The organism is Pseudomonas sp. GW821-FHT07G06, assembly GCF_058986625.1.
The window spans coordinates 14,118-34,567 of record NZ_JBYSVW010000027.1 but is presented as its reverse complement, the minus strand read 5'-3'; the positions used below and the strand labels follow the sequence as shown (position 1 = coordinate 34,567).

The following is a 20,450-nucleotide window of genomic DNA, read 5'->3' as shown; positions in this document are numbered from 1 at the left end:
TTTTTCTTGTTCACAAAACCGGAACCCCCTCAGCCACGATCCCGGGGGATCAAAACCTGTAGCTGCTGCGCCAGGAAGTTTGCATCGAACTCAAAGGTGTCCGGGTCTTTCAAGCCATTGGTCTTGCGCCACTGCCAGCCAGTGGATGGCGGCAGACACACCAGTGACACGCTGCCATAACGTGCTGCCGTAAAGCCCATCACCGCCACGGAAATCTGCCCGCCGACGCCCATCACCTCCGGCACGAACTCCACCGGTTTGCCCGCGATCAGGATGCTCAGCTTTTCAGTCTTGAAGGGAGAGGTTTCCACCGGAACACTCGGCCCCGACGCGACATACACGTCGCGGTTCACTTCAAGCAGGTCAGGTGCCTTGACCGGTTCGAGCCACTGCTGGATCTCATCGAACAGCGCACCAATGCGCTTCGCCCACTCGGCCGATTGCGACTCGAACACTTGTTTTTTGTGCGCTTCGCTTTCGGCGTAGTGGCGAAGCATTTCGCCCAGTTGCTGTACATCGTCCATAGCGGTGTTCCCTGAATAGACCGGTGTTGCGGACCTGGAGCATGGCAGATGCCCGCACGCTGCGTACGACTAAACCTGACGACAGTTTGCACCGTCGCGCAAACGCGGGCACTGCAGGTGCGCACTTCACCTGACAAACGGAGCACAGCATGCGCAAGCTGCGGTGGCGTGCGCCCTGGGCGAATGACTCAGCCGGCCCTGGACGGGCGACGCAGGCGCGCCATGCTCAAGGTGTCCACCAGGACGCCGTCGCGAACGGCGTAATCACGAAACAGGCCCTCGGTTTCGAAGCCGAACTTGCGGTACAGGGCAATGGCCGCTTCGTTATCGGCAAACACCGAAAGCTCGACGCGCTGCAGGTTCATCCAGTTGTCGGCGATATCCAGCGCCGTCGCGAGCAGCTTCGAACCCACGCCCTTGCCCTGCCACTCGACCGCAACGCCCATGCCGAAACTGCCGGCATGACTGCGACGAATGCGCGAGAACTGTTCCAGGCCAATGTTGCCAATGACCGTGCCTTGATGCAGGGCCACGACCTTCACCAGGCGTTCGTTATCCGGCGCCAGACGACTGCGCCAGAGCTCGGTGGACTGAAACGGCATTTGCAGGGTCTGCCGGGCGATGGCGGGATCGTTGTACAGCGCCGTAATCCCTTCGATATGGGATTCGTTGAAGCGCTCGAACGTGATAACGGGTTCGGTGGTCGGCATGGGTGAATCATCCTTGAAGCAGACATGGCCGTTCACTCTATAACGCTACCGCCCAGTGTGGCGAGAACCAATGTGGGAGCGGGCTTGCCCGCGATGGCGGATTGTCAGGCGACATTGAAATTGAATGTGCCGGCCTCATCGCGGGCAAGCCCGCTCCCACAGTTTTGTTGGTTGCTCGGGGATTTTGCGGATAGCCACGAACCCTGTGGGAGCAACTGTCTTCCCCCTGCCGCTCGTCACCGCTTTCGCGAGCAAGCCCGCTCCCACATTTTGATCGCACTCAGCTTTCGAACCACTCCCGACGCTCGCTGAAGGTGTTCTCGATCAACTCGACGACCGTCCGCACCTGTGCTTCACCCTGTGACTCGGCGTTGACCGCCATCCACACCTGACGCCGCATCGGCCGCTCGAACAGGCCCGGCAAGGCCACCAGGCCGCGGTCGAAGTGGCTCATGTAGTGCGGCAGCAGGCCGACGCAGGCGCTGCAACGAATCATCTCCAGCATCAGTTCGTAGGATTGCAACTGCACCGCTCCGGCCAGGCGCTGGTCCACCAGTGCATTCCATGGCCGGAAGCTTTCAACCTGGCAGTCCTGCTGCCATTGCACCAGGAGGAAATCAGCCAGTTCCTCCAGACATTCCGGCCTGGAAGCCACCCGTGAGTAACGCTTGGCAATGTGCGGCAGGTACTCCAGTTGTGCCAGAGACCGGGGTTCGGTGGTGGCAAAGCTCGGCCCCGGCAACGGCGATCCGGTTTCGCCCAGCCACACCACCACGTCGGCGCTGACAGCTCGCAGGGACAATTCGCTGTCGAGTGTCTTGATGTCCAGGCGCACGCTGGCATTGCGCCGCAGCAGCGCCACCAGGTCACGCCCGAGAATGTCATGCAGGATCGAATCGGCCACGGCCAGCCGAATCAACGGCTGCTCGATCACCGGCAAATCGCGCTCATGGGCCAGGGCGATCAATTGTGCGTGCAAGCGCAAACCATCGCGGCTAAGGCTCAAACCATTGTCTGACGGGTTGAACAGCGAGCAGCGCAGTTGTGTTTCCAGCAGCGCCAGTTGCCTGCGCAGGCGGGTGGCCTTGATGTTCAGGCTGCGGGCGGCTTGCATGAAACAACCGCAACGGGCACTGACGGTGAAACACAGCGCCAGTTCGGGGTCGATACCCGCGGCCAACTGGCGCCAGGACGCATTTTTATCGATGGCTACACGATACTCGGCAGCACCCCGGTGGGCGCTGGTTTCCATGATTGACATCGAGGACTCCCTGTCGACATGACACTGACAGTTCCATCCTGCGGATCAATGATGAACCTGCTGTGACAATGACTCAGGCGCTGGGAGTCTGGCGAAAGCTCACGGCCAGGCGATTCCAGCTGTTGATGGTGGTGACGGCGATGGTCAGGTCGACCATTTCGCTTTCACTGAACTGCTCCCTGGCCTGCGCGTAAACATCGTCCGGGACGTGGCTTTGCGAGAGCAAGGTGACGGCTTCGGTCCAGGCCAGCGCGGCTCTTTCCCGCGGATTGAAAAAGTTGCTGTCGCGCCAGACCACGATGGAATACAGGCGGCGGTCGCTTTCGCCGAGGCGCCTTGCATCCACCGAGTGCATGTCGGTGCAGAAGGCACAGCCGTTAAGTTGCGAGGCGCGAATCTTGACCAGGTGCAGCAGGTCCTGCTCGATGCTCAGGCTGCTGGTCAGGGCCTCCATGGCGATCATGGCCTTCATCGCTTTGGGGGACGCGCTGTAGTAATCCAGGCGGGGCTTCATGGAGCGTTCTCGTGCGGCCTTGAGTTGATTTCACGGTAATCGCTGGCGCGGGAGCATGACAGATCCAATTTCGCGATTTCCCCATGGACCAAGGCCTGCAGACCAATTGATGGTTTTTCCACTGCGCAACTTCTGCCAACCGAGCGGATAAGGGTAATCTTGCGCGACGCACACGCGCCTCAACAGCCCCGGAGTCTCGCCGGCATGGAACTACATGTTGTCATCAATGGCCGCAAGGACCTGGCCGGCCAGTTGTATAACCAACTGCGTAGCGCCATCGAGTCCGGACGCCTGGCCGCCGGGACGCAACTGCCGCCCAGCCGTTTGCTGGCCGAACAATTGGGTATTTCGCGCAAGACCATTTCCGATACCTACGCCCAGTTGACCTACGAAAACTTCCTCACCGGGGTGGTCGGCAAAGGCACTTACGTCAATGCGCGCTCGTCGAAGGTGCAGCGTAAACAGAACTACACCGAGCTTGGCGGCTTCGAGGTGATCGAGTCCTGGCGCAACCTGCCGGTGTTTCTGCGTCATCCGACCCTGGAAGGCTCGCTGCGCTACGACTTCATTGGTGGCGCCACCAGCAAGGGCCAGTTTCCCCAGGATGACTGGCGACGCTGCACCTCCCACGCCCTGCGCCAGATTGCCGGCTCCAAGGGCTTGTACAGCTTGCCTGAGGGTTTGCCTGCACTGCGCAACGCCATTGCACGGCACATCGCGTTCTCCCGCGGGGTCAATTGCCAGGATGAGGATGTGGTGGTGTGCAACGGCGCGCAGCAGGCGCTGGACCTGATAGCGCGGGTGCTGATCAGTCCGGGCAGCCTGGTCGCCATGGAGGACCCCGGCTACCCGCCGGCGCGGCTGCTGTTCGGCACCCATGGCGCCACGGTGATCGGCGTGCCGGTGGACGCCGAAGGCATTGTTGTGGACCAGATTCCTCGCGGCACGCGCCTGATCTACGTCACCCCGTCGCACCAGTTCCCGCTGGGCATACCGATGAGCCAGGCGCGCCGGGAAGCACTGCTGGCCAAGGCTCATGAGTTGGGCGCGATCATCATCGAGGACGACTACGACAGCGAATTCCGCTACGAAGGTCGCCCCACCGATTCCCTGCAAAGCATGGACGAACGGGGGATCGTCGCTTACGTCGGGACCTTTTCCAAAACCCTGTTGCCGGAATTGCGGCTTGGCTATGCGATCCTGCCGCCAGCGATCCTGGAGGCCGTGGTGCGCGCCAAACAGCTCACCGACCTGCACACGTCGACCCTGCCGCAGTGGGCGCTGGCCAAGTTCATCGCCGAAGGCTGCCTGCTCAAGCACATCCGCCGCTGCCATACCATCTATGCCGGGCGCCGCGAGCGGATCCTGACGCGCATGGCCGGCGACCTCTCACCCTGGCTGGAGGCGGTGCCGTCCACCGCCGGCTTCCACATGGTGGTGATGTGCAAAGTGCCCATGGATATTCCATTGGTGATCGAACTGGCGAAAAAAGTCGAAGTCGGGCTCTATGCCATTGACAGCTTTTTCTATCAGCAAGCGCCCAAGGCCGGGTTTTTCCTCGGTTTTGGCGCCATCGAGACCCTGGACATCGACACCGCCCTGGACCGTGTGCGCGACATTTTGCAGCAGGTGGCCTGACGGATTGGCCTGCGGCTTTATCCGGCGATTGGCTATTGGCGGTCCGCAGGGTCAGGCCTATCCTGCATAGGCGTTAACCCTCAATGAGCAGGATTCGTCCGGCCTGATTCAGGAGTGTGAGCAATGTCCCATGAAGTGATCAATACCGTACAGGTACGTGCCGTCGCCGGCCGCTCGGATGAACTGGGTAAGCAACTGCAAAAGATTGTCGAAACCCTGCGTGAACTACCGGGCTGCGAATCCTATATGGTCGACCGCTGCCCAGAGGACACCAATCGCTGGACCGTCAGTGCCCGCTGGCAATCGGAAGCGGCCATGAAATCGCATTTCAACTGCCCCGAAGTCCAGGGTTTCATCGGCCTGATCGACAGCCAACTGGCCAATGCCGTGGACTTCAACAGTTTTCCGATCGTCTGAATACAAGATCAAGAGATCGCAGCCTGCGGCAGCTCCTACATGGGCTGCGATCTTTGCTTTGGTCCCCTCGCCTTCCGGAATATTGGCTGTTTAACCGCTACCGCTTGCGCACTACTGTGGTTTGCAACAACTAACCACCGCAGGTAAAGAACCATGAACATGTTGCGTTGCTGTGCAGCCTCCCTCGCCGCCCTGGCCCTGACTGTGTCCGCATCTGCCTTTGCCCATGACCCTTCGGAAAAGGTCACCGTTTTGCAGGACCAGATGCTGAAAAATGCCCCGGGCAAAAAGGCTTTGATGATCGAGGTTGACTACCAGCCAGGCCAATCGTCCATCGCCCACAAGCACGACGGCACGGCCATGGCCTACGTGCTTTCGGGGTCGATCACGTCTCAGGTGAAAGGCGAAAAAGCGGTCACCTACAAGGCCGGTGAGTACTGGTACGAACCCGCCGGTTCGGAACACCTGGTCTCGAAAAACGCCAGTACAACCAAACCGGCGAAGCTGTTGGTGTTCATGGTATTGGCCCCGGACGAGAAAGTGTTGATCCCATTGGAAAACTGATGGCTGTACGTTCAACCATAAATAAAAAGGCTCGAATGGCAAATTCGGGCCTTTTTATTTCCCGAGGCAATTAACCGCTGACTGTTAAACCAAACAAAACTATTGGCCACCGGTCAAGTGCGGACATTGGCTATTTAAATAAAACATCCAAGGTTTAGTCTTTAGTCACCGCCGGTACAGCACCGGCAGCTTCAACTTTCGACTGAATTGTTTCACTGGAGAAACACCATGAAACTTGCACTTGTCAGTACGCTGACCATAACGGTTGTCTTAACCGGTTGCTCGATCCCTACCGCGCCCACGGCGGTCTCTTCGCTCAATGGCATTTTCACCGAACCGGTAGGCCGCAGCGGTGCCACCCTGATTACCAACGGCAGCGATGTCTCGTTGGGCATCGTCTACAGCCAGAATACCCAGACGAACCGTGCCTATCTGCGGGACTACCAGGCCAACGCCGGCACCGGTTTCGGCCAGAGCCTGCTGGTGCAGCCGATTCATGACGCCTATGTAGCCACTTCCAGGCCGGACATGGCGGTGGATTGGGTCAAGGCCTCCCTGCAGCGGCAATTCGGCTCGGTGACCGTGTATCCGGACATGCAGAGCCTCAGGGCGGCGAAACCGGACGTGATGGCGGTGGTCGACACCCGTAGCCAACTGATTACATCGCGCAGTTCAGACATCCAGTCGGATGTCAGTGCGGATTTTTACGACAAGAATTTTAACTATCTCGGCACTGCACAAGGGCATGACGCCAAAGCACTCAGTCCCGTGTGGGCGGACTACAAACGTAGCGAAGAGATCGTTGCCGACATTAATGAACAACAGAATGTGCAAGTCCGGGCGCTGCAGAAATTTGACCAGTCGCTCAATAATTTGCTGTCCACACCTACAAGTAACCTCTCGATGATTGACAACACGCCAGAGCAAAACCGCTACTGACAGCCAGGCATCAGCGCGAGCAAACAGGACTTCAAGGATTTGCTCGCGCTGGGTTATCGCCCCCCAGACTTTCTGATGCCTAAAGGCACGGGCCAGCTCGCTCCCATAGTAGATCAGGATATGGGAGCGGGCTGTGTAGCACTGCGAAACAATCAACCAAGGTCAAATACAACAATTAACGTTATTTTAAGTTCGGCACGGAACAGCCACCTTTTTCAACTTTAAATAATGGATTTATATATGGACAAAGACCAGGAAAGATCCTTCATAGCGCGCCTGACTTGTGAAGGGACCGCCATGACTTTTTTCGAAAGTGTATTAAGCAACAGGCATTTTCAGCATGACGATACAAAACGCCCGTACAAACACTTAATTACGACCGCAGAAATCTACCTCGATGATTTACAGGAAATGGTAAGTTTGGCCGTCACCTCTAAAAATAAAGACAGCATAGGGATAGTGGTTCATTTCAGGTGCTATGACGACTATTACAACCTGCAAATTTTAAGCAAATACTACTACAACATGTACTTCAGCAAGAGCATCCAAGGTTACCTCGGAGCGCTTCCCGCAGCGGGAGGTGATACGACTTCTTTTAACTTACTGAATAACAATTTCAAGACTGTCACGCTCGATGATTTCAACAGCGACAACCAAACAGTTTACTTACAGGCACGCAATGCAGGCGTTATCAAAAAAAACCTATGGGGTGGGCAAGTGAATCGTTATTGCTTCCACGACCAAATGGGTGATCAGGTTTTGTTCAAACTGCAAATTCTTGAAAGAAATGTGGCCACCCCTCGAAGCACTACGCCCTACACTTGAAAAAACAGTGTCTGGTGATTTGACCCAATAAAACAAAAAAAGCCCCGCATCTTTCGATGCGGGGCTTTTTCATTCAACGCCTGATCAGGCCGCCGGTTCCAGCTCGGCGGCGACAGCGGCAGGCACTGCCGCTTGACCGCTCAACGCCAGGTCCAGCAGTTCGCGGTTGGCCACCGCGTACATGGCGTAATCGGTGCCGCTGGCGGCACGGATTTCCACCAGCATCGCGCGCCAGCGTTCGATCATGCCTTCGTGCTGCGCCATCCACAGGGAAAGCCGTGTTTCCACGTCCTGGGTGCCGTCGCCCTGTTGCAGGACCGAGATGGTGATCGCCCGTTGCTGCCAGTCGACGTCATCGCGGAACGCTTCACGGGCCAGGGCCTGCCAGTTGTTTTCAACCGGCAGAGCGCTGATCTGTTGCATGTACCAGGTGATGTCCAGCGCGCTGCCCACGGCGAAGTACGCCTTGGCCACCTCAGCCGGATCCTGGCCGGTCACGTCGGAAGCCTCGATGATCGGCAGCAGGGTGTACAGGTGCGAGGTACCCGCCACCATACGCGCCAGCAACTCCGGCACACCGGCTTCGACATAGGCCTGATAACGGCGCTGCCAGGTTTCACGGATCTCGCCACTGAGCAGCTCGTCGAGCTTCAGGCCCAACTCTTTCAAGTGCGGTCCAAAGTGCGCGACGTCACGGGCAGCGTTCTGCTCGTTGCGACGGGCACGCAGGAACCAGCGCGTAGCGCGACGGCCCAGGCGCATCAGCTCGTCCATCAGCTCCAGTTGCACGTCGGCCGAAACCTGGTAGTCCAGGTTTTCGATCTGACGGAACCAGTGCGGGAGATGGAAAATGTCACGCACGATCACGTAGGCGCCGGCCACGTTCGCCGGGCTCATGCCGGTCGACTCTTTGAGTCGTTGAACGAAGGTGATGCCCATGTGGTTGACCAGGTCGTTGGCGATCTGGGTGCTGACGATTTCGCGCTTCAGGCGGTGACGGCGCATGGCCACGGAGAACTTGCTCACCAGGGTTGGCGGGAAAGCGGTTTCCATGTCGCGGGTCAGGTAGTCGTCGTCCGGCACCAGGGAGCCCAGCAGCTGCTCCTTGAGGTCGATCTTGCTGTAGGAGATCAGCACCGACAGCTCGGCACGGGTCAGGCCATGGCCTTGCGCGATACGCTCGTTGATCGCTTCTTCCGACGGCAGGAACTCGATGGCACGATCCAGCTTGCCACGGCCTTCCAGGTCATTCATCAGGCGCTTGTATTCGGCAATCCGCGGCAAGGCGCGACGGGCTGCCAGGGACAGGGCCTGGGTCTGCTTGTAGTTGTTGCCCAGCACCAGACCACCGACTTCGTCGGTCATGCTCGCCAGCAACTGGTTACGTTGCTTGTCGGTCATGTCGCCGGCCTGAACCACTTCGTTCAGCAGGATCTTGATGTTCACTTCGTGGTCGGAGCAGTCCACACCACCGGCGTTGTCGATGAAGTCGGTGTTGGAACCGCCGCCATTGAGACCGAACTCCACACGCCCCAGTTGGGTCATGCCCAGGTTGCCGCCCTCGCCCACGACTTTGCAGCGCAGTTCGTTGCCGTTCACGCGCAGTGCATCGTTGGCCTTGTCGCCGACATCGGCGTGGCTTTCGCTGCTGGCCTTGACGTAGGTACCGATACCGCCGTTCCACAGCAGATCCACCGGTGCCTTGAGCAAGGCGTTCAGCAGTTCGGTCGGGGTCAGCTTGTCGGCCTCGATGTCGAAGCGCTCTTTCATCTGCTCGGAAATCGCGATGCTCTTCGCGCTGCGCGAGAAGATACCGCCGCCTTCGGACATGATGCTGGTGTCGTAGTCCGACCAGGCCGAACGCGGCAGGTCGAACAGGCGTTGACGCTCGGCGAAGCTCGACGCCGGCTCAGGGTTCGGATCGATGAAGATGTGCAGGTGGTTGAAGGCTGCGACCAGTTGCAGCTTGTCGGACATCAACAAGCCGTTACCGAACACGTCACCGGCCATGTCGCCGACGCCCACAACGGTGATGCTGTCTTCCTGGACATTGATGCCGCGCTCGCGGAAGTGGCGTTGTACGCCGACCCACGCGCCCTTGGCGGTGATGCCCATTTTCTTGTGGTCGTAACCGGCCGAACCACCGGACGCAAACGCGTCACCCAGCCAGAAGCCGTAGTCGATGGCGATGCCGTTGGCGATGTCGGAGAAGGTCGCAGTGCCCTTGTCCGCCGCCACGACCAGGTACGGGTCGTCGTTGTCATGACGCACGACATTGGCCGGCGGTACCAGTGCACCGTCTTTCAGGTTGTCGGTGATGTCCAGCAGGCCGGAAATGAAGATGCGGTAGCAAGCGATGCCCTCGGCCGCGATCTCGTCACGGCTGCCGCCCAGTGGCAGGCGACGCGGCAGGAAGCCGCCTTTCGCACCCACCGGCACGATCACCGAGTTCTTCACTTGCTGGGCTTTTACCAGGCCCAGGACTTCGGTACGGAAGTCTTCTTCACGGTCGGACCAGCGCAGACCGCCACGAGCAACGTTGCCGAAGCGCAGGTGCACGCCTTCGACGCGTGGCGAGTAAACGAAGATTTCGAACTTCGGTACAGGCTTGGGCAGCTCGGGAATCAAGTGCGGGTTGAACTTGAAGCTGAAGTACGACTTGTTATGGCCGTTGGCATCGGTCTGGTAGAAGTTGGTGCGCAGGGTGGCCTTGATCAGGTCCAGGTAGCGACGCAGGATGCGGTCTTCGTTCAGTACCTGGACGTCGTCCAGGGCGCTGAGAATCGCGTGTTCCAGACGCTGTTGCTTGTCGTCCAGGTCATCGCCGGTCAGCTTGCGCGCCAGGTAGAATCGGGTCTTGAACAACCGGGTCAACTCGCGAGCGATGTCGGTGTGGTTGTTCAGGGTGCTGGCGATATAGCCCAGGTCGAAGCCCAGACGAATCTGCTTCATGTAGCGGGCGTAGGCGCGCAGCAGCGCCACGTCACGCCATGGCAGGCCGGCGGTCAGTACGAGGCGGTTGAACGCGTCGTTCTCGGCCTCGCCACGCACGATGTGGACGAACGCGTCCTGCAACGTGTCGTTGAGCTGCTGGATGTCGAGTTCCAGGCCTTCGGCGGCGGTGAACGCGAAGTCGTGAATCCAGAATTCGCGGCCATTGCTGTGACGCAGGTGATACGGGAACTCACCCAGCACGCGCAGACCGAGGTTTTCCAGGATCGGCAGGACGTCGGACAGTGCCAGCGGCGTATCGGCGTGGTACAGCTTGCAATGCAACTGGCGCTGACCGGCGACCTGGCCCAGCGGCTGATAGAAGCTCATCACCAGCGGGTTTTTGTCGCTCAGGCTCAACAGATGCTGCATGTCGACCACAGCGGAATGCGCGGCGAAACGCTCGCGGTAACCGGCCGGGAAGCCTTTCGGGAAATCGGCCAGCACGTTGGTGCCCTGGGCTTCACCGAAGCTCTCGACGGTCAGTGCGGCGTAGTCGTCCTGCCAGCTGCGGCAGGCCTGCACCACTTCTTTTTCCAGCAGCAGCGGGTCGATGTCGAGGCGGTTTTTCGGGTCGACGCGCAGGATCAGCTGCACGCGGGCCAGCACGGACTCGGAGAAGAAGGTCCAGAACTCGCAGTCGGTGGCTTTCAGGCGATCCATCAGCACTTGCTGGATCTTCTGGCGCACTTCGGTGGAGTAGATGTCGCGCGGCACGTAGGCCAGGCAGTAGCAGAACCGGCCGTACGGGTCTTTGCGCAGGAACACGCGAATCTTGTTGCGTTCCTGGATCTGCACGATCGACATCACGGTGCTGAACAGCTCGTCCACCGGGGTCTGGAACAGATCGTCGCGCGGCAGCACTTCGAGCACCTGCGCCAGTTCCTTGCCCAGGTGAGCCTTGGCCTGGAAGCCGGAGCGGTGTTCGATTTCCTCGACCTTGCGGCGGATGTACGGGATCACCCGCACGCTCTCGCCATACACCGACGAGGTGTACAGGCCCATGAAACGGCATTCCTTGATGACCTTGCCGTTGGCGTCGATTTCGCGGATCGACACGTAGTCCGGGTAAGCCGGGCGGTGTACGCGGCTTGGGTGCGCGGCCTTGGCGAACGACAGCAGGGTCGGTTCGCGCAGGTAGTTCACGGCGTAGTCTTCGATGCGCAGGTCATCGTAGGTCAGGCCGGCACGCAGCAGCTTGGTCAGGCCGAGGAAGGAGTCCTTGTCGTAGACGATGTGGCCGCCATCGGCTTCGTCGCTGACCACGAACTCTTCATAACCGAGGAAGGTGAAGTGGTTGCCCACCAGCCATTCCAGGAAGCTCTTGATTTCGTTCTTCTCGTCGCCATCGACGGCGAACTGACTGTTGTCCAGCTTGGTCAGGATTTCCTGGACCTTAGCCTTCATCGGCTCGAAATCGCCGACGGCCACGCGGACTTCACCGAGCACCTGCTCCAGCTCTTTGCTCAGCACATTGAGCTCGGCGGTGTTGGCGCAGCGGTCGATTTCCAGGTACATCAGCGATTCTTGCTGAATGTCGTCGCCCTGGGTGCCCTTGGGCAGGATTTCCAGCAACTCGCCCTTGCTGCCACGACGCACGCTGAGCACGGTGGTTTGCAGGGTATGGATGCTGTAGCCGCGGCGGTTCAGCTCGGTACGCACCGAGTCCACCAGGAATGGCAGGTCGTGGTGCAGCACTTCGACCGCGGTGTGGGTCGACTGCCAGCCGTGGCGTTCGTAATCGGGGTTGAAGACGCGCACTTGCGGTTGCGCGTGATCGAAGCGCTCAAGCAGGCGCCATGCAGAAAGGGTGCAGCCAGCAAGGTCGGACAACCGACGCTGGGTCAGCTCGTCAAGGGAAATGATGCCGAAGAATTGTTCAGCGAACAGCGCCACTTGTGGCAGTGCCTGTTCACTGATGTGCTGCGCCAGTGCCGCTTGCAGTTGGTGCTGGAAGTCGGCTTTGCTGGCTGCGGTGAAGAACGCCATCTGTGGTACTCCGCTTGGGCTTGTTATTGATGGAAGCGTCGCGCGAAACCCCTTTCGGGGCTACGTTTCAAAGCTAGCCGTCACCCGGTTCCTGATTCTCGGGCAGAGGAAACAGGGTGACAGGTGGGTGAAGCTGGACGAGACACTCAGGTCACATTCACCTTCCGTGAATGGGCATCTGCAAAAACGACTGGGCCGGGTGCAGCGCAATGTCTTTACGGGTGCTCATCCGTTGCGCAGCTTAACGAGTGCGGCAAGGCCCATGCTTGCGGTGCTGCGACATATTCGGTCATCGGCACGCTGCTCAAGGCATGTGCATCGAACAACACTAGCATTCGCACAGAAAAATGACGGTTATCCATCCGGTTTTACGGGACATCCGTACCAGAAATGACCAGTAACACTCTGCCCGTTCACAACCCGGTCACTGATACGCGAACGAGCAGAAATGTGCGCAGGCTGGCAGAATCGCCCCTTGTTGCGTTTACCGCGCCCGTCGAGCCAGGAATTTCCCATGAAAATGAAAACCGCCCTTTTGATCGTCAACCCTTGCGACGACGAAGAAGACAACATGGCCATGCTCTGCTGCCACAGCGAACAGGGCGAAATGTTCCTGATGAGCCGCTACCCGGACGAGGAGGAACTGGAAATCACCCTCGACGGCGAGCCTTCGACCCTGGAGGGCGTGAAGGTCACCCTGAGCCCTTCCCTGCTGAAGATAGAAATTGCGGCGGCAGATGCCGATGCGCTCAATGGGGATGACGTGCTGGAAATCACCTTTGATGCCGACATGACGGATCTGGCCGAAGTGGAAGAAACCCTGCAGAACATTCTCAAGGGTACTGGCACCTATATCAGCCAGATTTGATGGTGCCTGAGCGGGCGCTTTCGCGAGCAGGCTCGCTCCCACAGTCGACCGCGTTATTCCGGCAAGAATGCGATCAAATGTGGGAGCGAGCCTGCTCGCGAAGAGGCCCGAAAGACCGCCACCCTCTTCAACCTGCACAAATTCTCGACAATCGCCCCAACCATTTCCTGCACTTTGCGCAAAATGCCGTTAGTCGCCGCCCCCCGCGATGGATTAAAGTAACGCCCCCAGCCCTGGCGCATTTTCGAACGTCCTCGGCCACCCTTTTGCAGGAACAGTCATCGATGGAACATCGTGAAGCGCTGCTCGCGCTGCGAACCTTTCTTTCAACGCAGATTCTCGGCCAGGAAAAACTCATCGAGCGCTTGCTCATCGCCCTGCTCGCCGACGGCCACATGCTGGTCGAAGGCGCCCCTGGCCTGGCCAAGACCAAGGCCATCAAAGAACTCGCCGAAGGCATCGAAGCCCAGTTCCACCGCATCCAGTTCACCCCTGACCTGTTGCCGGCCGACATTACCGGCACGGAAATCTACCGCCCGGAAACCGGCAGTTTCGTGTTCCAGCAAGGCCCGATCTTCCACAACCTGGTGCTGGCGGACGAAATCAACCGCGCCCCGGCCAAGGTCCAGTCGGCGCTGCTCGAAGCCATGGCCGAGCGCCAGGTCAGTGTCGGGCGCAGCACCTACGAGCTGTCGCCCCTGTTTCTGGTGATGGCCACGCAGAACCCGATCGAGCAGGAAGGCACTTATCCGCTGCCTGAAGCCCAGCTCGACCGCTTCCTGATGCACGTAAAAATCGGCTTCCCGGACGCAACCGTTGAACGCAAGATCCTGCAACAGGCCCGTGGCGAAGCGCTCAACGGCGAAACCAAGCCCGAACGCCGGGTCAGCCAGCAGGCCATTTTTGCCGCGCGCAAGGAAATCCTCGGTTTGTACATGGCCGACGCCGTGGAGGAATACCTGGTGCAGCTGGTCATGGCCACCCGCATCCCGGCCAAGTTCGACCCGGAGATGGCCGAGTGGATCGCCTATGGCGCCAGCCCGCGCGGTTCGATTGCCCTGGACCGCTGCGCCCGCGCCCACGCCTGGCTGGCCGGCCGCGACTTCGTCAGCCCGGAAGACATCCAGGCCGTGCTGTTCGACGTGTTGCGCCATCGCATCATTCTTTCCTTTGAAGCCGAAGCCGCTGGCATCGATCAGGACCGGGTGGTCCAGCGGATTCTCGACGTCGTAGCCGTCGCTTGACCCCGATGAACGCCAGCCTGCCGCCCGAGCCGGGCATCCGTGTCAGCCTCGCCGACCTGATCGAGATGCGCCATCGCGTACGCGAAGTGCAGCTTTTTTCCACGCCGAGCCAGCGCAGCCCGCTGATCGGCCTGCACCACTCCAAACTGCGCGGGCGTGGCGTCGACTTCGATCAGGTGCGGGTCTATCAGGCCGGCGACGATGTGCGCACCATTGACTGGCGCGTGACTGCCCGTACCCAGGAACCCCACACCAAGCTGTTCCACGAAGAACGTGAGCGACCGATCTTCATCATGGTCGAACAAAGCCGCCGGCTGTTTTTCGGTTCGGGCCTGATGTTCAAGTCGGTGCTCGCCGCCCAGGCCGCGAGCCTGATCGGCTGGGCCGCCCTGGGGCACAACGACCGGGTCGGCGGGCTGGTGTATGGCGACAACGAGCACTACGAAATCAAGCCTCGGCGCAGCAAGCAAAGCCTGCTGCAGTTGCTCAACCGGCTGGTGCGGGTCAATCAGTCGCTCAACAGCGAAAGCGAGCCGGACCGCGACGCCTTTGGCATTGCCCTGCGCCGCGCCCGGGAAGTGTCGCGCCCTGGCAGCCTGGTGATCGTGATCTGCGACGAACGCGCCCTTTCGGACAGCGCCGAGCAACAACTGAGCCTGTTATCGCGCCACTGTGACCTGTTGCTGCTGCCGTTGTCCGATCCGCTGGACCATGCCCTGCCCGCCGCCGGCCTGTTGCGTTTCGCCGAACGCGGCGCGCAACTGGAACTCGACACGCTGAATTTCGAACTGCGCCAGACTTACCGTGCCCAGGCCGAAGCACGTATCGCCCGCTGGGAACTGCTCGCGCAGAAGCTACGGGTGCTGATGATGCCGTTGAGCACTCAGAGCGAGATGGTCGAGCAACTGCGCGAGTACCTGAACCCACAGAAACCGGGGAAAGGCCGATGAGCAGCCTTGATCAACTGCAACCGCTGATATCCCCGCCACCGGTGGAATTCTGGCCTCCGGCACCGGGTTGGTGGCTCCTGCTGCTCGTGGTCCCACTGATCGGCCTGGGCCTGTGGAAGCTGCGTCGCTTCATTCCGCAAAAACGCCCCGTGGTACGTGCCGAACAGCCGCTTGACCCGGTACGCCTTGCGGCCCTGGCTGAACTGGCACTGATGCCCAAGCCTTACGACGGTGCGCCGGCCGGTGCCTGGCTGCAGCAACTCAACGGCCTGCTCAAGCGTCTGTGCCGCAACCACTATCCCTACAGCCAGAGCCACACCCTCAACGGCCGCAAATGGCTGGCGTTCCTCGACAATCGCTGCCCGGCGGCCGGCCTGACCCGCTGGATGGTGCTCGTGGAAGGCGCCTACAAACCAGAATGCAAACTCGACGACAAGGCCATCGCCGGCCTGACCCAAGCCGTCGATACGTGGATTCGCAAACATGTTTGAATTCGCCTGGCCGTGGATTTTTGCCCTTGCGCCGCTGCCGTGGCTGATGCGCATCGTATTGCCGGTGGCCGACAGTGGTGAACCGGCGCTCAAGGTCAGCTTCCTCAGCGACCTGGAAGGCCTCGCCGGGCGACGCGCCCGGGCCAACCTGCCCGCCTGGCGCCAGCAGGCACCGTTCATCCTGCTATGGCTGTTGCTGCTGGTCGCGGCGGCTCGTCCGCAGTGGCTCGGCGAGCCCCTGCCGATTGCCGCCAGCGGCCGTGACCTGCTGGTGGCAGTGGATGTTTCCGGGTCCATGGATTTCCCCGACATGCAATGGCAGGACGAAGACATCAGTCGCCTGTCACTGGTCCAGCATCTGCTCGGAGACTTTCTCGAAAGCCGCGAAGGTGATCGGGTCGGGCTGATCCTGTTCGGCAGCCAGGCCTACCTGCAGGCACCGCTGACCTTCGACCGCCACACCGTGCGCGTCTGGCTCGATGAGGCGCGCATCGGCATCGCCGGGAAAAACACCGCCATCGGCGATGCCATCGGTTTGGCCCTCAAGCGCCTGCGTTTGCGTCCGGCCACCAGCCGCGTGCTGATCCTGGTGACCGATGGCGCCAACAATGGCGGTGAAATCGACCCACTCACCGCGGCACGACTCGCCGCCAAGGAAGGCGTGAAAATCTACCCGATCGGCATCGGCGCCGATCCGGAACAAAGCGGCACGGTCGGCTTTCTCGGCGTCAATCCGAGCCTGGACCTGGACGAACCGTCCCTCAAGGCCATCGCCGAGGCCACGGGTGGCCAGTATTTCCGTGCTCGCGACGGCAAAGAGCTGCAGGCAATCAAGGACACCCTTGACCAACTGGAACCCGTGGCCCAGCAACCCACCCAGGCCCGCCCGACCCAAGCGCTGTACCACTGGCCACTGGCCCTGGCGCTATGGTTGAGCATGCTGCTGGTCGCCCCCGTGCTCTGGCCGGACAACCCCTTGCAACGCCTGTTTACCAAGGATCTGTTCTTGCAAACCCAACTGCTGCCTGACTGGCGCCAGCGTCTCAAACGCCTGCGCCTGCGGAGGCGTCGATGAGTGTGCTGTGGCCGTACTGGTTCCGCCCCTGGTGGCTGCTATTGCTGCCGGTGCTTGGCTGGTTGCTCTGGCAACTCTGGCACCGCAAGAAGCGCGCCGGGCGCTGGCAAATGATTCTGCCACCAGCCTTTCACGCCGCACTGCTCAGTGGTGGCAGTGGCCGTGACAGTAAACTGCCCTGGATCGCCCTCGGTCTCGCGTGGCTGTTGACCGTGCTCGCCCTGCTCGGTCCGGGCTGGCAGCGTGTCGAGCAGACCAGTCAAAAACCCGCCGACCCGCTGGTGGTGGTGCTCGAGCTGACCCCGGAAATGCTCGCCACCGACGTCATGCCCAACCGGCTCGAACAGGCACGACGCAAGCTGTTCGATCTGCTGCAGATTCGCAGCGACGCGCAAACCGCCATCGTCGTCTACGCCGGCAGTGCCCACACGCTGGTACCGCTGTCGGATGATCTGTCCACCAGCCGCAATCTGCTGGACGCACTGAAGCCGTCGTTGATGCCAGAGGCCGGGCATCGCGCCGATCTGGCGGTGATCAAGGCCCTGGCGCTGCTCGAACAAGCGGCGCTGGGCGACGGCCGGATCCTGCTGATCGGTTCGTCCTTGACCGAACAGGAACGGCTGGGCATCCGTCACGCGCTCAGCGGCAAATCGACTCAATTTCTGATGCTTGGCATCGGCACCGCCGAAGGCTCGCCCATCACTCAGGAGGACGGCAGTTTCCTCAAGGATGAACAAGGGGCCATTCTCGTGCCGCGCCTGGACGAGCCAGGCTTGAAAGGTTTTGCCAACGACCTGGATGGACGCTTTCGCCAGGCGCGCCTGGACGACAGTGACCTGCATGCCCTTGGCCTGTTCGACGGCCCACGCCACTTGCGCAACGACGGTCAGACCCTGCGCCTGGACACCTGGGCCGATCAAGGTTACTGGCTGTTGCTACCTCTCCTGTTGCTGGCGGCCTGCGCGGGGCGTCGCGGCTGGTTGCTGTGCCTGCCGCTGCTGTTGGCGTTGCCTCAACCGAGCTACGCCTTCGACCTCGCCGACCTGTGGTTGCGTCCCGACCAACAAGGCGTGCACCTGCTCAAGCAAAAGCGCCCGGCCGAAGCCGCCCGGCGCTTCGAAGACCACCAGTGGCAAGGCGTGGCGCTCTATGAAGCCGGAGACTATACCCGCGCCGCCGAGCGGTTCGCAGAAGGCAACGATGCCCACGCCCACTACAATCGAGGCAATGCCCTGGCCAAAAGCGGTGAGCTGGAGGCGGCCCTGGACGCGTACGAACAGGCTCTGGAACGTCAACCGGATTTGCGCCCGGCGCTGACCAACAAGGCACTGGTGGAAGAGCTGCTCAAGCAGAAAAACAGCCCGCCCGCCCCGGAACCGGCCCCTTCCGCCGGCGATGAACCCCAGGCCATGCAACAACAGACTCCACCCGGTGTTTCATCGCAGTCTTCGGACAACGGCGAGCCGCAGGCGCAAGAACCGCCGGCCGACTCCAACACCAAGCAACCACCGGTGTCGCCACCCAGACCGGGGGCCAATGAAGTGCCTGGCAGCGAGTTGGGTGACGAACAGCACACCACGCCGCCCTTGCGTCCTGCCACCGACAGTATCGAAGGTGAACAGCGTCAGGCACTGGAGCAGTGGTTGCGGCAGATCCCGGATGACCCCGGTGAGCTGCTGCGGCGAAAATTCTGGTACGAACAGCAACAACATCAGGATCAGGAAAAAACTCGATGACCCGCTTCACCGTTTTATTGCTCGCGCTGCTGCACGGCCTGTTGTTCTGCACTGTCCAGGTACAGGCTGCAGAGCTGGCCGCCAGTGTGGACCGCAGTCGCCTGAGCTCAGGCGAGACGGTCGAGCTGACCCTGGAATCCACCGACGTGACCCAGTTCGGCAAACCCGACCTGACACCGCTGGAGCCGTTGTTCGAAGTGCGCGGCACCCGCCAGGTCAACCAGTTGAACACCCTCAGCGGTGAAAACCAGGCCGCCACGCGCTGGATCATCACCCTCCTGCCGCGGCAAAACGGCAGCGTCGTGATTCCGCCCCTGCAACTGGGCGAACTGCAGAGTCAGCCGATCACCCTGCAAGTGGTCGAGAGTGAAACACCGGACACCCCAAACAAACGCGCCCCGGTGTTCATCGATGCCAGCCTCGATCAAACCAGCGTGTACGTTCAGGCCCAGGCAGTCCTGACCCTGCGCATCTACCACTCGGTGTCGCTGTACGACGACAGCAGCCTGCCACCCTTGCAGATACCTGACGCACGCATCGAACAATTGGGCGAATCACGCACCTACGAAAAAGACATCGATGGCCTGCGCCACGGCGTGATCGAAATGCGTTACGCGATCTACCCGCAACACAGTGGCGAACTGATCATTCCGGCACAGATCTTCAACGCTGCGCTGGTCGAGGCACAGCCGGTACAGGACAGCGCCGCCCAGGGGCCGAAATCCGGCAAGCTGATGCGCGTCACCTCGGCCGAACTGCTGTTGACGGTCAAGGCCAAACCCATCACCTGGCCGGCCGATGCCCCCTGGCTGCCTGCGCGCAGCCTGACCCTGAGCGAAAGCTGGAACCCGGAGCCGGACCACGCCCAGGTCGGCGATTCACTGACCCGCAGCCTGACGGTGACGGCCGAGGGCTTGTCCAGCACCCAACTGCCACCGCTGCCCGGCACCGATGTCGGCGGACTGCGCCGCTACCCGGATCAACCGGTACTCGGCAACCAGAACAGCGAACGCGGCCTGGTCGGCAGCCGTGAAGACCGCGAGGCCCTGGTGCCGACACGGACTGGCGCCATCGAACTGCCCACCGTCGACGTAGTCTGGTGGAACACCTTCGAAGACCATCTGGAACACAGCAGCCTGCCTGCCCGCACGCTGCACGTGGCGGCCAACCCGAGCCTGGTGGTCGACACCCCGGCCGGCGCGTCTGCGGTCGAAGCCGGCGCCGACAGCGAAGCCCTGTGGCGCTGGAAGCTCAGCACCCTGTTCCTGGCCTGCACCACCCTGCTCGGCTTCGGCCTCTGGTGGCGTGGCCGCTGGCAACCGGCGGTGGCGCGCGCCGCCCAAACCGGCCCGAGCCCGCGCACCGTACTCGACGACCTCAAGCGCGCCTGCCTGGCCAACGATTCCCACGCCACCCGCCAGGCCCTCGACGCCTGGGCCCGGCAACAACCGGAAACCCTGGCCGACATGGCCGCCCGCTTCGTGCCACTGTCCAACGCCCTCGACGGCTTGAACGGCGCGCTCTACAGCGAAACCGGCCAGTACTGGCAAGGTGACGAGTTGTGGCGGGCGATCAAGGCGATTCCGATGGCCGAACGGGTGCAGGATCCGGTTGGTGACAGTGGGTTGCCGCCGCTTTATCCCAAATAACTCGCCCTTGAGACAAAGAGCACAACCTGTGGGAGCGAGCTTGCTCGCGAATGCGGTGCGTCAGA

Annotated in this window: 17 protein-coding genes; 12 read left to right on the top strand and 5 right to left on the bottom strand. The window is 60.9% G+C overall.

Annotation, left to right across the window (positions count from 1 at the left end; genetic code table 11):
* Window positions 1–29 precede the first annotated feature (29 nt).
* From AC3WJW_RS28700 to AC3WJW_RS28685, 4 genes are all read right to left on the bottom strand, one after another.
* On the bottom strand, window positions 30–524 hold the full coding sequence (locus AC3WJW_RS28700) for a hypothetical protein (RefSeq protein ID WP_493728359.1): 495 nt from the start codon (window positions 522–524) through the stop codon (window positions 30–32).
* 188 nt (window positions 525–712) lie between these two features.
* Complete coding sequence (locus AC3WJW_RS28695) at window positions 713–1,234, bottom strand: GNAT family N-acetyltransferase (RefSeq protein ID WP_493728358.1); 522 nt, start codon at window positions 1,232–1,234, stop codon at window positions 713–715.
* Window positions 1,235–1,514: 280 nt separating this feature from the next.
* Complete coding sequence (locus tag AC3WJW_RS28690) at window positions 1,515–2,495, bottom strand: LysR substrate-binding domain-containing protein (RefSeq protein ID WP_493728357.1); 981 nt, start codon at window positions 2,493–2,495, stop codon at window positions 1,515–1,517.
* A gap of 73 nt (window positions 2,496–2,568) precedes the next feature.
* On the bottom strand, window positions 2,569–3,009 hold the full coding sequence (locus AC3WJW_RS28685) for a carboxymuconolactone decarboxylase family protein (protein ID WP_493728356.1): 441 nt from the start codon (window positions 3,007–3,009) through the stop codon (window positions 2,569–2,571).
* Window positions 3,010–3,213: 204 nt separating this feature from the next.
* On the opposite strand from AC3WJW_RS28685, the gene pdxR reads away from it, so the two are divergent.
* The 5 genes from pdxR to AC3WJW_RS28660 all read left to right on the top strand — a co-directional run bounded on the left by pdxR (window position 3,214) and on the right by AC3WJW_RS28660 (window position 7,392).
* Window positions 3,214–4,647 (top strand): MocR-like pyridoxine biosynthesis transcription factor PdxR, encoded by a 1,434-nt coding sequence (gene pdxR, locus AC3WJW_RS28680; protein ID WP_493728355.1) that lies wholly within the window; start codon window positions 3,214–3,216, stop codon window positions 4,645–4,647.
* A 123-nt stretch (window positions 4,648–4,770) separates the two neighbouring features.
* On the top strand, window positions 4,771–5,064 hold the full coding sequence (locus AC3WJW_RS28675; RefSeq protein ID WP_102698827.1) for an antibiotic biosynthesis monooxygenase family protein: 294 nt from the start codon (window positions 4,771–4,773) through the stop codon (window positions 5,062–5,064).
* Between the two features lie 153 nt (window positions 5,065–5,217).
* Window positions 5,218–5,628: a cupin domain-containing protein gene (locus AC3WJW_RS28670; protein WP_493728354.1), complete on the top strand. Its 411-nt coding sequence runs from the start codon at window positions 5,218–5,220 to the stop codon at window positions 5,626–5,628.
* A gap of 228 nt (window positions 5,629–5,856) precedes the next feature.
* The gene (locus tag AC3WJW_RS28665) at window positions 5,857–6,567 is read left to right on the top strand and encodes an ATPase (protein WP_493728353.1); all 711 of its coding nucleotides are present in this window, start codon (window positions 5,857–5,859) and stop codon (window positions 6,565–6,567) included.
* Window positions 6,568–6,807: 240 nt separating this feature from the next.
* Window positions 6,808–7,392 (top strand): hypothetical protein, encoded by a 585-nt coding sequence (locus tag AC3WJW_RS28660; RefSeq protein WP_493728352.1) that lies wholly within the window; start codon window positions 6,808–6,810, stop codon window positions 7,390–7,392.
* 84 nt (window positions 7,393–7,476) lie between these two features.
* Here the strand turns inward: AC3WJW_RS28660 and AC3WJW_RS28655 are convergent, their stop codons facing one another.
* The gene (locus tag AC3WJW_RS28655) at window positions 7,477–12,372 is read right to left on the bottom strand and encodes an NAD-glutamate dehydrogenase (protein WP_493728351.1); all 4,896 of its coding nucleotides are present in this window, start codon (window positions 12,370–12,372) and stop codon (window positions 7,477–7,479) included.
* Between the two features lie 514 nt (window positions 12,373–12,886).
* Between AC3WJW_RS28655 and AC3WJW_RS28650 the strand changes: the two genes are divergently transcribed.
* From AC3WJW_RS28650 to AC3WJW_RS28620, 7 genes are all read left to right on the top strand, one after another.
* Window positions 12,887–13,240, top strand: a complete 354-nt coding sequence (locus AC3WJW_RS28650) for a hypothetical protein (protein WP_493728350.1) — start codon at window positions 12,887–12,889, stop codon at window positions 13,238–13,240.
* 284 nt (window positions 13,241–13,524) lie between these two features.
* Window positions 13,525–14,484 carry an AAA family ATPase gene (locus AC3WJW_RS28645; protein WP_007979923.1) on the top strand — a complete coding sequence of 320 codons (960 nt, stop codon included), beginning with the start codon at window positions 13,525–13,527 and terminating at the stop codon, window positions 14,482–14,484.
* Window positions 14,485–14,489: 5 nt separating this feature from the next.
* On the top strand, window positions 14,490–15,434 hold the full coding sequence (locus AC3WJW_RS28640) for a DUF58 domain-containing protein (RefSeq protein WP_493728349.1): 945 nt from the start codon (window positions 14,490–14,492) through the stop codon (window positions 15,432–15,434).
* Entirely contained in the window at window positions 15,431–15,925 is a 495-nt protein-coding gene (locus AC3WJW_RS28635; protein WP_007979927.1) for a DUF4381 domain-containing protein, read from the top strand. The genes AC3WJW_RS28640 and AC3WJW_RS28635 overlap by 4 nt, the downstream gene beginning before the upstream one ends.
* Complete coding sequence (locus tag AC3WJW_RS28630) at window positions 15,918–17,000, top strand: vWA domain-containing protein (RefSeq protein WP_104448341.1); 1,083 nt, start codon at window positions 15,918–15,920, stop codon at window positions 16,998–17,000. The genes AC3WJW_RS28635 and AC3WJW_RS28630 overlap by 8 nt, the downstream gene beginning before the upstream one ends.
* Window positions 16,997–18,736: a tetratricopeptide repeat protein gene (locus tag AC3WJW_RS28625; RefSeq protein WP_493728348.1), complete on the top strand. Its 1,740-nt coding sequence runs from the start codon at window positions 16,997–16,999 to the stop codon at window positions 18,734–18,736. The genes AC3WJW_RS28630 and AC3WJW_RS28625 overlap by 4 nt, the downstream gene beginning before the upstream one ends.
* The gene (locus tag AC3WJW_RS28620) at window positions 18,733–20,385 is read left to right on the top strand and encodes a BatD family protein (protein WP_493728347.1); all 1,653 of its coding nucleotides are present in this window, start codon (window positions 18,733–18,735) and stop codon (window positions 20,383–20,385) included. The genes AC3WJW_RS28625 and AC3WJW_RS28620 overlap by 4 nt, the downstream gene beginning before the upstream one ends.
* Window positions 20,386–20,450 lie beyond the last annotated feature (65 nt).

Bases quoted from the DNA above. Each gene is read 5' to 3' on its own strand.
- AC3WJW_RS28700 (WP_493728359.1), bottom strand. From the start codon at position 524: ATGGACGATGTACAGCAACTGGGCGAAATGCTTCGCCACTACGCCGAA.
- AC3WJW_RS28695 (WP_493728358.1), bottom strand. From the start codon at position 1,234: ATGCCGACCACCGAACCCGTTATCACGTTCGAGCGCTTCAACGAATCC.
- AC3WJW_RS28690 (WP_493728357.1), bottom strand. From the start codon at position 2,495: ATGTCAATCATGGAAACCAGCGCCCACCGGGGTGCTGCCGAGTATCGT.
- AC3WJW_RS28685 (WP_493728356.1), bottom strand. From the start codon at position 3,009: ATGAAGCCCCGCCTGGATTACTACAGCGCGTCCCCCAAAGCGATGAAG.
- pdxR (WP_493728355.1), top strand. From the start codon at position 3,214: ATGGAACTACATGTTGTCATCAATGGCCGCAAGGACCTGGCCGGCCAG.
- AC3WJW_RS28675 (WP_102698827.1), top strand. From the start codon at position 4,771: ATGTCCCATGAAGTGATCAATACCGTACAGGTACGTGCCGTCGCCGGC.
- AC3WJW_RS28670 (WP_493728354.1), top strand. From the start codon at position 5,218: ATGAACATGTTGCGTTGCTGTGCAGCCTCCCTCGCCGCCCTGGCCCTG.
- AC3WJW_RS28665 (WP_493728353.1), top strand. From the start codon at position 5,857: ATGAAACTTGCACTTGTCAGTACGCTGACCATAACGGTTGTCTTAACC.
- AC3WJW_RS28660 (WP_493728352.1), top strand. From the start codon at position 6,808: ATGGACAAAGACCAGGAAAGATCCTTCATAGCGCGCCTGACTTGTGAA.
- AC3WJW_RS28655 (WP_493728351.1), bottom strand. From the start codon at position 12,372: ATGGCGTTCTTCACCGCAGCCAGCAAAGCCGACTTCCAGCACCAACTG.
- AC3WJW_RS28650 (WP_493728350.1), top strand. From the start codon at position 12,887: ATGAAAATGAAAACCGCCCTTTTGATCGTCAACCCTTGCGACGACGAA.
- AC3WJW_RS28645 (WP_007979923.1), top strand. From the start codon at position 13,525: ATGGAACATCGTGAAGCGCTGCTCGCGCTGCGAACCTTTCTTTCAACG.
- AC3WJW_RS28640 (WP_493728349.1), top strand. From the start codon at position 14,490: ATGAACGCCAGCCTGCCGCCCGAGCCGGGCATCCGTGTCAGCCTCGCC.
- AC3WJW_RS28635 (WP_007979927.1), top strand. From the start codon at position 15,431: ATGAGCAGCCTTGATCAACTGCAACCGCTGATATCCCCGCCACCGGTG.
- AC3WJW_RS28630 (WP_104448341.1), top strand. From the start codon at position 15,918: ATGTTTGAATTCGCCTGGCCGTGGATTTTTGCCCTTGCGCCGCTGCCG.
- AC3WJW_RS28625 (WP_493728348.1), top strand. From the start codon at position 16,997: ATGAGTGTGCTGTGGCCGTACTGGTTCCGCCCCTGGTGGCTGCTATTG.
- AC3WJW_RS28620 (WP_493728347.1), top strand. From the start codon at position 18,733: ATGACCCGCTTCACCGTTTTATTGCTCGCGCTGCTGCACGGCCTGTTG.